Genomic DNA, 12,196 nt, shown 5'->3' with positions numbered 1-12,196 from the left:
GATCAAACAAACGTGCCCCGACTAAGACAAGACCAAATCCGATCAATGGTGCATCGGTACTTCAAGGCTTCGCTCGACAAGTATTTGGAACGACTAAACGACAAAGGCTTTCCAGATGGATCAATCAGTGCGATGCAGCAAGAGATTGAAATCCATGAAAACGCTGCGGAAGGCGAGGACCTACTGTCCGACCTTTATCTCGACAGCGATGCGTTTTGCAAAGCCTCTGACATAAGCCCACAGGACTGGGACGATAACGAGATGGACCTTCGCCGGGAGTGGCGAAAGGGGCGCAGAGATATGCTCAGGCGCGTTCTGGAGGCCGTAGAACGCCTTGAACACTATTCTTATGATGACACGCCAGCCGTGACGATATCGCCGCCAGCAAAAGCCCTCTCTGCCTCTTCGGCACTAGGCACAGCGATTGATGACTTCATCAAGGAACATTCGCGTCAGTGGGCAGAAAAAACAATTGGCCAGAACCGCGCGTACTTGAACATCCTAATTGAGTACTTCGGGCCAGACCGGTTGCTGAGCACGATTACGAAGCAGGATGCGAACGCAGTCAAAAAAGTTCTTCAAGCCCTACCATCCAGTCGGAACACCAAGCCTGCATTAAAAAACATGCCTTTGATGGAAGTCATCAAGCTGCCGGGTCAGAAGAAGATCGCCCCCAAGACGATCAATAGCCACATACAAATGTTCAAGAGTTTTTTTGATTGGGCCGAGCGGCACGGTTATTCGCCGCACAGCCTCTTCGACGGCATGAAGGTAGCAAAAGACAAAAACAGTAAGAGCCAGCGCAAACCCTTCTCTCCTGAGCAAATCCGGCTTTTGCACACTGAACTCACCACGAACCCGTCTGGGCTGGTGCGTAAGGACAGCCACAAGTGGGGGATGCTGCTTGGCATATTCACTGGAGCCCGGCTGAATGAAATATGTCAACTCGACATCAAGGATGTGCAGCAAGAATGCGGCACGTGGTTCCTCAACATCACGGACGAAGGTGACGACGACAACAAGAGCGTGAAGTCCACAGCAGCGCGACGGAAGGTTCCGGTACACCCAGATTTGATCCGCCTAGGCTTCCTAGACTTTGTGGGCAGCCGCCGACAAGGCACACGCTTATTTCCTGACTACAGTTACAGTTCCAATGGCGGTTATGGGCGCAACCTTGGGCGTTGGTGTAACGAGAGTTTCTTGCCTAAACTGGGCCTCAAAGAGCCCGGATTGGTATTTCACAGCCTGCGACATACGGTCGTGACGCGACTAAGCCAAGCGGACGTTCCCGAGCCGATTGTCCAATGCATCGTTGGTCATGCGCGCTCTGGCGTTACGCAGGAGGTCTACAACCGAGAAGGCTACACATTGGAGCAACTCAAAGTCGCCATCGGACGGTTTCAGGTCTGAACCAGCCCCGGCGCTCCTTATCGTTACTAGTAATGAGGGAGCGCCGTAGGCGTGACCGAACAGGTGAATATCCAGATTAATATATCTTTTTTTTCTAATCAGGCCATGGATTAGCCCTACTGCAGCCGAGCATTCGCTTGCTAAATCTACACACAAAAAGATTAAAATGGTCTAGGCCAGCTTACCTGTCTCCCATGGTAGACCAGAATTTGGACAACCTTTCCAAATAGCCTGTTGGGTGCAGTAGGTCATTGATATCCAAGCCAATCGGTGTGCTACTCCCTTCAAGTGTTTCACCAACACCCACTTCCACTCCGACCTTTCCGTCCACACCAAACTCTAAATGGAATGCCCTGCTCATTGCGTTGGCCAAGTCGTGTTCCAGCCCATGGTGGACGATGAAGCTGTCGTGGACGGGAAGGCAAGCATAACCCATGGCTGCGAACTGCAGCATGACTGCCTCTGCCAGATCACTATCCTTCCGCTGCAACCTAAGTCCCACCCCTGAGCCGAAGTACTGAGAGAACTCTGGGTATTGTGCTACAATGTACTGCTTGAACTCTGGCCAGTCTCGCCCGGTCAGGTCTGATGTGTAGCCCTCAATCTCACTCACGCGACTTACCTTGTCGGCGTTCAGGAGCGCGTTGAAAGTGCGTTTCACCAGTTGGCGTTCCTCCTTGTCGCCAGTCCTAGACAAACACCGTGCATAGGGGTCGTTAGGCACGTCTAAGCCTGCTTCCGCATACAGCATAGCAGCATGCAAGCCTGAGTAGTCCACTTCCACTGTGCGCTTGCCATCGATTAAGATGTGTGGCCTCAACCTACGTGGGCAACTGATCCACCACGCACCATAAAAGCGCCCGCCCTGTTGCCAATCGTTGTTGTTGAAGACGCGGTACACGGTGCGCGCGGCAAAGTCGAAGGACTGTGTTGCCTCTTCGTCTCGTGTCCCTCTGATGTGCACCATCTCTTTAGCAAGTTGTTCATCACTCAGCGCCAAGTCTGCCCAGTGTCCACTGAGCATCTCGTTGATAGCCCTCAACCGTTCTCGCGCTTCTTTAGTAAAGACAACATCGCCATACTCAATGAGGGTTTTGTTGCTATCCTTAAGACGTATGCCCTCTGCATTTTCGCGCCTGCGAAGGTCTATGAAGGAAGCCCCTGTCTGACTTAGCTCACTTATTAGGTTGGGTGTCGCCATGTAGCGCGCGACCCGACTACGCTTATTCTCCGGGTCGTGCCAATGCGGCGTACTCAGCACCATAAGCCCTGCGTCCTGTAGTGCATTCATTGCGTCAACGAATGTGCGCGCTGAGATGAAGCTGGCACCGTATCGGGACTTGTTTAAGTCTTGTAGGGTCGTAGTGCCTTTCCCTATGCCGACTTCAAGTGTCGGATCACTAAGGTGTGCCCTAAACAATTCAAGAACAATAGATTTCAAGGAAGCCTCGTAGCGTACTTGAGCCTCATGCCTCCGCCTACGTTGACCTTCCTTTCTAACGGATAGACCTGCACATAAGTGGGTTAGGTAGGTATTGAGTGATGGACTGTCTGTAGTCCATTGCGGGTCATAAGGGCGGGCATTCACGGCTCTGTATCTGTCTTCTTTGATTTGAGCTTCACAACGGTTGCGGGTTACGTGTATTCGATCATGCGCCTAAGGTGCAATTAACTAAGAACAGGGGCAGAGCCACGATCATGGCCGGTAAATACAACGATCTCACACACGCGCAACTAGTCGAGCTTTTGGAGAAGCGCGACCGGACTAAGAAGCTGGGTCTTGTGTGGGAACGTGACGAGATCGAAGCCGATGCAGCGGTGGATGCGAACTTTATTGCATGTAGGATCGATCCTGAACTGTCAGATGGTCCAGCACCGTGGGAAAACCTCGTCATCGAAGGTGACAATTTTGATGCGTTACGCTGGTTACGGATGACCTATGCGGGCCGCGTTAAGTGCATTTACATTGATCCTCCCTACAACACCGGCAACAAAGACTGGGTCTACAACGACCGCTACATGAGCTCCGAAGACCGTTTCCGCCAATCCACATGGCTCGAGTTCCTGTATCGTCGTATGACATTGGCGCGCGACTTGCTCGCCGAGAACGGTGTGTTTCTTATATCGATTAACGATGAACAACGTGCATTTCTTGAAACAATGCTTAGTGAAGTTCTTCCGGGAATGCGATTGGGGACCTTCGTTTGGCGCACTCGGAAAGGCGGTTACGACAGCGGAAATTTCAGCAAAGATCACGACTTCGTATTAGTATACGGCAAACCCAGCTTTGAGTTTCATGGTACTGAAAAAAACCGCAGCGACTATAGCAACCCAGACAACGACCCAAGAGGTCCTTGGACAGACGATCCACTCCAACAACCCAAAACCTTTAAGCAAAGAAAGAACGCGGTCTATTTCATTACCGACCCAGAGACAGGTATTGATTATCCACCCAACCCAAATCGCGTTTGGTCAGTAGGCCAACGTGGTGATAGCGGCCTCACTGAAAGCCCTTGGCAAGACCTTGCGGAAGAAAATCTGCTCGTATTCAAGAAGCGCGGACAGTATGTCCAATACGATACTCTGGATGACCTGATGGAAGCGATCCAGAAAAAATCTGCGCACAAGTTTGCTCGGGCAGACCTCCCAAACATCGAGGATTGGGTAGGTAGAAAAATCGGGCTTGGAAGTGTCCGCGTAAAGAAGTTCTTGAAAGACCGTCGCGATGACGAGGTCAATCCTATTTCCAGCATGCTTGATGGTATCACCACAGATGAAAGCATGTCTGTCGAGGTAGGGAAAACCACTGAAGGAACGCGTGAGGTAAGAGGACTGTTTGGTGAGAGCACCTTCGACTACCCCAAGCCCGTTTCCCTAATTCGCGAGCTTGTCCGACAATCCACTAGCTCCAGCGACCTTGTACTGGACTTCTTCGCAGGCTCAGCCACCACCGCGCAGGCGGTTATGGAGCTTAACCTTGAGGACGGGGGAGACCGTCAGTTCATTATGGTGTCCTCTACCGAAGCGACTTCTGACCACCCGGACAACAACCTCTGCCGTGACGTAACAGCAGAGCGTATCCGATTGCTGAACGCAAGCGACGACAAAAAGCACGAAGGCATTACTGCTGGATTTGCTTACTTGCGTGCTCACGAGATCGCCTTTGAAGACCTCGACTATGACCTTTCTCCAAATGATGCTTGGACAGCGTTGGAGGCGATGCACGGCTTGCCGTTGACCCGATATGACCCAAACCTCCCATGGAACTTGCACGAAGGCGAGAAAACCGCGTTGGTTTTGGTGGACCGCTTCGACCCTGCCTTACTAAAATGGCTTCAAGGTCGTGAACGGCAAAACTTGTTCGTCTATGCTTGGGCCCCCGGCCAGATCGCGCAGCATCTTGACGGCACCCATTTGGACATTCACCCCGTTCGCGAAACGCTCGTGAAGCGGTTCCAACAATGACCGAGCGCCTTTCCCTCGCCGCCTACCAAACACGCGCCGTTGAAGCCTTGTCGGATGTAGTTCGTAAAGTGGCGGAGTTTCACGACCGCGATCCGGAACACCGGAAAGCTATCGCGTTAAAGAGCGGTGTGACACTCCTGCAAAGCCCTACTGGTTCGGGCAAGACACTGGTGCTCGGTCGGGTTTTAGAAGGGTTACGTGGTGCGCTGAGCCGTCCAGTGGTGTGGCTCTGGTTCGCGCCTTACACCGGGTTGGTGACCCAAACGCGCGACGCTTTGGTGACGCAATGCGGAGGCTTACGCATCCGTGATGTGTCAAGAGACCGGGAGCCTAGTGGAACTCGGGATGGTGATGTATTCATCCAAACTTGGGCGACAGTTGCGGCCAACAACAAAGACGCCCGAAAAGTTCGAAGAACAACCGAGACTGCGCTTTCCTTCGATGATCTAATTGCAAGTTGGCGAGATGCTGGGTTCTTCGTCGGGGTCGTGATTGACGAGGCACACCTAAACTTCGGCGCGTCAGCATCGGCGGCCGCAGGGTTTTACCTCGATCATATTCAACCCGACTTTACTATCCTAGCCACGGCCACACCGAACGATGAGAAGCTGGAGGCCTTCGAACGCGTAGCTGGGATCGAAGTTGCGAGCCGCGTTCTTGTACCTCGTTCAGAGGTCGTCGAAGCAGGTCTCAATAAGTTAGGTCTGAAATTAGGCGTGATCCGCTTTCGGGAAGGCGACCGCGACCTCATCGACCATGAGCAAGCTACTTTGCAGGCTGGATGGACGCAGCATTGTCGTGTGCGCGACCGATTGAAAGAACGTGGAATAGCGGTGACGCCGCTGATGCTGGTCCAAGTAGAGGACCAAGCCAAAGGTGCGGAAGACCCGGTGGCACGTGTGCGCGACAAACTGCTGGAAATTGGCGTAGACGATGCGGCAATCGCCATACATACCTCTGGCAAGCCTGACCCTGACTTTCATTCACTAGCGTACGACCCCGACATCCACGTGTTGATATTCAAGGTGGCGGTGGCCACTGGCTTTGACGCGCCGCGCGCGTGGACACTGGTCTCAGTGCGTCCGAATAGAGGCCGTGACTTCGGCTTGCAGATCGTAGGTCGCATTATGCGGGTGCACTCATCTGTGCGGCCTATCCATGGACAAGATACGCTTTTAGACAGTGGCTATGTCCTTCTTGCAGACCCAGAGATGCAGTCAGGGTTGCAAGCTGCGGTAGACGAGTTGAAAGCAGTCCGGGAGAGCATCGAACTCATTACCGACGATCTCGACATCTACGAGTTCGGCAATGCAGACAAACCAATCGGCGTGTCGAATACACCGAGGCCCAAATTCACTCCGAAACCACCACAGGATGAATTGGAGAGACAACAGCGCCTTACTGGCCTTATCGAACAGGGCGTCGTTCGTTCTGATGTGTTGGACATGCCATCGGTAGATCAGGACCGCGCTATTATAGCTGGCGAGACGTGGCGACAAATGAGCACCACGCCACTTTTTGGCGACCTCCCAGAAAGTATGAGGCCCGAGACAACTTCAATATCTGCGAAGCCAAACCTGCGGCCTTATCCCCTTCGCACCGACTTGGACCTACCAAAATCGTTGGTCAGAGAACTGCCCCCAGACCCATTAAAGTTAAGCGATCTTGTGCAAGACATCGCACGTGAGTTTTGTCGTTCGGCTGATGTAACGGGGCTGCTGCAACGCAAGCTGACGAAAGCTCATCTTGATCTTCGTGATTTGTTCGCCGCCGAGCAACAAGAGACGGTCGACCTTCGTTTACGGCTTTCCAATGCAAGAGTGGCTGAGAAGGCGCAATTGGCGTTCAACTTCAACGACGCAATCGACCCCCGTCAATTGAAGCGAGCACTAGTTCAGGAACTCCGCACGATAGTCGACGACAAAGGATTTGAAGCAGAGGATCGCGATCTGAGGCGCGCTATTGATCTCGCAGGAATGATGGAACCAGAGAAGCTGAAAGAGGCAATAAAAACAGCTCAAGCGCGCAACGTGCGGATCGATAATAGCGAACCCGTGCCGGATCAATACTTTGGACCGGATGGGCTAAGTGAGGCCGCGAAGTCGGCATACGGGGTATTCCCGCATCGCCTCAACAAAGAGGAGCGAGACTTCGCGGCATTTCTCGACGCTGACCAAACCGGGACAGTCAAATGGTGGATGCGCAATCCGGAGAACGAACGATGGGCAACCCGATTGATCTTGCCGTCTGGACATCGGTTTTTCCCTGACTTTGTCGTCGGCGTAAGCGGGCGCACAACACCTGATGCCATTGCGCTTGTTGAGATCAAAGATGACGGCGACACAGGACGACTGCAGTCAGATCGAAACGTGGAGAAAATCCGTGTCCAGCACCGAGAGTATCGCAATGTCTTTTGGACTTACCGTTCAGACGGGACTTGGATACGAGCACGCTACGCCGAAGGTCTACACAAAATCGTCCCCAACGACCGCTTCGATGTCAACGAGCTTGTCTACCTGGGTTAACCGTGCGCAGCGCCTAAAATATTGCAAGTTTTGTAAGAAAGTACCCATATCGACTACGCCGCCAACTGCCCCATGCAATTGAGCAGTTCGGACTATGTGAGCTCCCTAGAACCCTTTGCATACTTGCTCGCTACAGCAGAAAACGATTTTATTGGAAGAGCGATGAATAAAAACAAATCATTCAAAGAACACTTGGAAATTTCATCTGTTCAAAAATCGGTAGAAAAACTTAATTCGGACGCCACAACTGTCCGTGCAATTGCTGCGTGGATACAAAAGAATGTGCCCCGCGATGAAAAAAGCGTTACCGTCTTAAACATACTATCTTGCGTTGCCGACTTCCTAAAAGTTGCCGCACAGGGAACTACCTCGCACATTTCAGTTCTAGCGTTAGCCACCAGAAACTTGTTCGAACTCAACATTCGGGTAAGGCACATTCTAAAGTCTAGAGAACAGATGAAGAGATGGCACGGTGAGGCCATACGTGACAAGGTAGACTACTGGGAAAGCATTCTTAAATTAGAAACAGCCGGAGACAACGAAGCCGAAAGGGCGGTGATCCAAACAGAAGTTGATAGACTGAACAACCTGCAAAAAAAGTACAATCTACCCAACAAGAAGGCACCACCCACGAAAAACTTAGCGGTCGAGGTTGGTCTTGAGCACGAATACGACGCTCTGTTCAAGGTATTCTCGAAATTAGTTCACCCAACATCTCTTTTGGTGAATGACCATCAAACATCAAGCTCGATTGAAACAATCGGCATTCTGCAGATGCACGCGCAACTATATGCAATAGACACTCAAACCAGAATTATTGACGAGTATTCGGTTCCGAAGAACGTGTATTCTTCAACGTAGACAGCACTGCTTTAAGGCAGCGAAAGCCACCTCACACAAACGAGATTGGTGGTTTCTCTCGCACGCGCCTAGCTTCCTCGATGACCTTATTAATGTGCCTCAAAAACTATTGGTCTTAGTTAATCAGAAAATTTCGACAAATTTTTGCGTGCGCCTATCTATTCTCGTATTGAGTAGCACTTCCCCCGTACCCCTTCGCACTTATCGCAGGTATTCCGTGCCTACTTAGACCTACCCCTTATAAGTAACAGCCCCGCTTTGCGCACATTGATGCAGCATCCAAAGTACAACTTTGATACTTTGCACCCAAAGTATAAGAATACACATACTAACCATTAAAACAGGCAGCACTATGAAGTACTTACCTAGGATCGCAGCAATATGCTCACTGACTACGCTCGCAGCGTGTGGGGGAACGATGCAAGGAGTTGTGCGTGGCGAGGGTACCCGCGTTCAATTCCAATATGAGCAAGGCATGGATCGCGACTACTATGAGACAAGCATTGATGGTGAACACTTTAAAGGGCAAGCCGTGTACGCCAATGCAAGCAGCGGTTCTGGGGTTGGCTTTGCCAATGGGACAACAGTCCCCGTTTTCACCTCTACAACCACCGGTAACCTCGTCGCTGTGATGTTTGGCGACAAAGGCTCAACTATGCGGTGCGATATGAACTATGCAGACAGTTCTGGCTTTACGCCTATGGGCGGTGTGGGGGTATGCCAACATAGCGATGGCCGCGTGATTGACGTTATGTGGTGAGGTTTACCAGAATGCCGGGAACAAGGGTTGGCTATTGACATTAGTCACAACGATTTGCACGTTGTGCGACACAAAGTGAGACACACAAGCCAACCTCATCCCCGATAATCCGGGTTATTCAATGGCTTAGAAAAATGGTAGCGGGTCCGGTACTCGCCTCCAACTACATCCAAATCGCTGACCTGGCCCCACAGTACACGCATGCGACGCTTGGTGTTTTCAGACGTTCATGGCCCGCGATTCTGTCGAACTGCGGGCCAGATATGGCGTGTTTTTTCCGAACACCTGCCTACCCCTGCTCGTTCACGGGGCGCGATGTAGTCTGGTGTTTGCCTTACCCTCAGGCGCGCCCTTGTGGCACAACCTCGTATCCCGGCTCTTCCGGCTCATCATCTGTCATTTCGGCTGGGAAGCCCGGGGCAGTGATATCCAGGCCGGTTGCCTCTTCCAGCCGCTTGATAATATTTGGTGAAAGCTCGCGTTCGCCATAGCGTGCGATACCATCGTTAAAGATGTTGATCATCACCGGATTTATTTCCAGCGGCACCCCGGCGCGGTCGGCGACCTCCTGAAACAGACCGATATCCTTCTTCACCAGATCCATGGTGAAGGAAATATCGCGCGACCCGTTCAGGATGACCTGACTTTCGGTTTCGTGCACGAAGGACGTGCCGGACGAGATTTTGATCGCCTCATAGGTCGTGTTCAGATCCATCCCCGCAGCCTTTGCCGTAACCAGTGCTTCGGCGCAGGTGATCAGGTTGGCGGTGGCAAGATAGTTGGTCATCACTTTCAGCACCGACGCCGAGCCCAGTTCACCGGTGTGCAAAACCCGGCGGCCCATTGTCGTCAGGAAAGGCAGAATTCGTTCAAACGTTTCCCGGTCACAGCCCGCAAAGATCGAAATGTTGCCTGTCGCGGCACGGTGGCACCCGCCAGAAACCGGGCAATCGACGGCCGCACCGCCGCGCGATATGACTTCGGCACCCAAGCGTTTGACTTCGGCCTCGTCAGTGGTCGACATCTCCATCCAGATCTTGCCGGGGCCCACTTCGGGCAACATCTCCTGCATGACTGCGTCCGATGCTGCCGGAGACGGCAGACAGGTGATCACCGCATCGCAATCGCGCATCAGCTGGGCGGGCCCTTCTGCCGCCTTTGCGCCTTTGGCGACAAACTCGGCCACCAGATCCGCGTTCAGGTCATGCACAGTCAGATCAATGCCGTTGCGCAAAAGGGATCCCGAAAGCTTGCCGCCTACGTTACCCAGACCGATAAATCCCACTTTCATATGACGCATCTCCAAGTTCGTCGTTTTCCCGTCATGCGACCATATACCGAACACGTTCTTCATGCCGCCGAACGACGCCTACAGGTCGCTTTTTTCTCCTTGGCTTATTTGTTGCGCGCGAACCGCTTGACAAGCGGGTCAGCGGTGCCGCATGTCCCTTTCGTTGGTGTCGGCGACAGCCGATGAAAAGGGAATGCGTCAACGGTTCATCCGCCAAGCGCAGCCGCCCCCGCGACCGTGACCGGAGAGGATGCCCAATGCCACTGGCCTGTGCCGGGAAGGCGGGACATCCGACAGAGCGACCGCTCTGGCATCCGCAAGCCGGGAGACCTGCCAACACCCGAAGTTGAAACCGGGCGGGGTGTTCCGGTGTCGGGTCCATGTGCAGACGTGGTGCCCGCATGAAACCCCGTCCCCCGCGAAGAGGATTTGGGGGGATGAGAGACATGACCGAGAACGCACCGGTAGAGCTACTGGTCTGCACGACTTGCCGCCGGGGTCTGCCCGTCGAGGATGACGCTGAGCGACCCGGCACATTGTTGCACAAGGCCCTGGAACAGGCTGTCCTGCCGGATGGTATCACTCTGAAACCGGTCGAATGCCTTTCGAACTGCGATCAGGGCTGTTCCATCGTTCTTCGGGGCGGGCCGGATCGCTGGACCTTTGTTTACGAGAATCTGAACGAAATCGATCACGTCGATGTCATCATCGATGGCGCGACTAAGTATCTGGCCACAGGCGATGGTCTGGTGAAATGGCGCGACCGTCCTGAACACTTCCGCAAAAACTGCGCCTCGCGCATTCCCCCGATTGGAGCCTGAGATCATGTCGAACCTTGAAAAACTTCCCGTCACCGTGATCACCGGCTTTCTGGGCTCGGGCAAAACCACGCTGGTGCGCCATCTGATGCAGAACCCGCAGGGCAAGCGCCTTGCGATTGTTGTTAACGAGTTTGGCGATGTGGGTGTTGATGGCGACATTCTGAAATCCTGCGCGATACCGGATTGCCCTGCGGAAAACATCATGGAACTGGCAAACGGCTGCATTTGCTGCACCGTGGCTGATGATTTCATCCCGACCATCGAGGCGCTGATGGCGCTGGAACCGCGCCCGGATCACATCCTGATCGAAACATCCGGCCTTGCACTGCCCAAACCGCTGCTGAAAGCATTTGATTGGCCTGATATCCGTTCGAAAATCACTGTTGATGGCGTGATCGCGCTGGCCGATGCCGAGGCCGTGGCCGCCGGTCGCTTTGCTCCGAACGTTGAAGCGGTGGATGCCCAACGGCTGGCTGATGACTCGATTGATCACGAAACACCCTTGTCCGAGGTGTTCGAAGATCAAATCTCGTGCGCGGATATCATCCTGCTGACCAAGCCCGATCTGGCAGGTCCCGAAGGTGTCGCGAAAGCTAAACAGATTATCGCCGCCGAGGCGCCGCGCCCGCTTCCCGTCGTCGAGGTTGCAGAGGGTGTCGTCGACGTACGTGTCGTGCTTGGCCTTGAGGCTGCCGCCGAAGATGACATGGACGCCCGCCCGTCACATCACGATGGCCATCACGATCATGAGCATGACGATTTCGAAAGCATCATCGTCGAGTTTCCGGAACAGACCGACCCGGCGGAACTGGTAGCCAGGATCGAACGTCTTGCGACTGAGCTGAATATCCTGCGCGTCAAAGGCTATGCCGCCGTCGCTGGCAAACCGATGCGCCTGCTGGTTCAGGCTGTCGGCGCGCGGGTTCGTCACCAATACGACCGCCCGTGGGAGCCCGGTGAAGAGCGCCGCTCGCGCCTGGTCGTGATTGCCGAGCATGACGACATCAAAGAAGCCGAAATCCGTGATATCCTCGTGGGTGTGACCGAGGTTGCCGAGTAAGTC

9 protein-coding genes and 1 riboswitch are annotated in these 12,196 nt (G+C 53.5%); of the genes, 7 read left to right on the top strand and 2 right to left on the bottom strand.

All coding sequences use genetic code 11. From position 1 onward, the window contains the following. Positions 1–45: 45 nt before the first annotated feature. The gene (locus ACR0CE_RS00360; RefSeq protein WP_480830385.1) at positions 46–1,410 is read left to right on the top strand and encodes a site-specific integrase; all 1,365 of its coding nucleotides are present in this window, start codon (positions 46–48) and stop codon (positions 1,408–1,410) included. A gap of 181 nt (positions 1,411–1,591) precedes the next feature. Here ACR0CE_RS00360 and ACR0CE_RS00355 read toward each other — a convergent pair whose 3' ends face one another. After that, complete coding sequence (locus ACR0CE_RS00355; RefSeq protein WP_480830383.1) at positions 1,592–2,851, bottom strand: hypothetical protein; 1,260 nt, start codon at positions 2,849–2,851, stop codon at positions 1,592–1,594. 257 nt (positions 2,852–3,108) lie between these two features. Here ACR0CE_RS00355 and ACR0CE_RS00350 point away from each other — a divergent pair, with 257 nt between their 5' ends. The 4 genes from ACR0CE_RS00350 to ACR0CE_RS00335 all read left to right on the top strand — a co-directional run bounded on the left by ACR0CE_RS00350 (position 3,109) and on the right by ACR0CE_RS00335 (position 9,021). After that, positions 3,109–4,875, top strand: coding sequence for a site-specific DNA-methyltransferase (locus tag ACR0CE_RS00350; RefSeq protein ID WP_480830381.1), 1,767 nt, complete (start codon positions 3,109–3,111; stop codon positions 4,873–4,875). Further along, the gene (locus ACR0CE_RS00345; RefSeq protein WP_480830380.1) at positions 4,872–7,400 is read left to right on the top strand and encodes a DEAD/DEAH box helicase; all 2,529 of its coding nucleotides are present in this window, start codon (positions 4,872–4,874) and stop codon (positions 7,398–7,400) included. Before ACR0CE_RS00350 ends, ACR0CE_RS00345 begins: the two co-directional genes overlap by 4 nt. A 96-nt stretch (positions 7,401–7,496) precedes the next feature. Further along, positions 7,497–8,261, top strand: coding sequence for a DUF5677 domain-containing protein (locus tag ACR0CE_RS00340; protein WP_480830378.1), 765 nt, complete (start codon positions 7,497–7,499; stop codon positions 8,259–8,261). 475 nt (positions 8,262–8,736) lie between these two features. Next, complete coding sequence (locus ACR0CE_RS00335; protein ID WP_480830376.1) at positions 8,737–9,021, top strand: hypothetical protein; 285 nt, start codon at positions 8,737–8,739, stop codon at positions 9,019–9,021. Positions 9,022–9,361: 340 nt separating this feature from the next. Here ACR0CE_RS00335 and ACR0CE_RS00330 read toward each other — a convergent pair whose 3' ends face one another. Then, positions 9,362–10,375 carry an NAD(P)-dependent oxidoreductase gene (locus tag ACR0CE_RS00330; RefSeq protein ID WP_480830374.1) on the bottom strand — a complete coding sequence of 338 codons (1,014 nt, stop codon included), beginning with the start codon at positions 10,373–10,375 and terminating at the stop codon, positions 9,362–9,364. Positions 10,376–10,459: 84 nt separating this feature from the next. Next, positions 10,460–10,664: riboswitch (cobalamin riboswitch) on the top strand. A 94-nt stretch (positions 10,665–10,758) separates the two neighbouring features. On the opposite strand from ACR0CE_RS00330, the gene ACR0CE_RS00325 reads away from it, so the two are divergent. After that, the gene (locus ACR0CE_RS00325; RefSeq protein ID WP_480473491.1) at positions 10,759–11,133 is read left to right on the top strand and encodes a DUF1636 family protein; all 375 of its coding nucleotides are present in this window, start codon (positions 10,759–10,761) and stop codon (positions 11,131–11,133) included. Positions 11,134–11,137: 4 nt separating this feature from the next. Further along, positions 11,138–12,193 carry a cobalamin biosynthesis protein CobW gene (gene cobW, locus ACR0CE_RS00320; RefSeq protein WP_480830371.1) on the top strand — a complete coding sequence of 352 codons (1,056 nt, stop codon included), beginning with the start codon at positions 11,138–11,140 and terminating at the stop codon, positions 12,191–12,193. Positions 12,194–12,196 lie beyond the last annotated feature (3 nt).

It is taken from the genome of Ruegeria sp. L11 (assembly GCF_056531755.1).
This window is presented reverse-complemented; position numbering and strand designations above follow the sequence as displayed.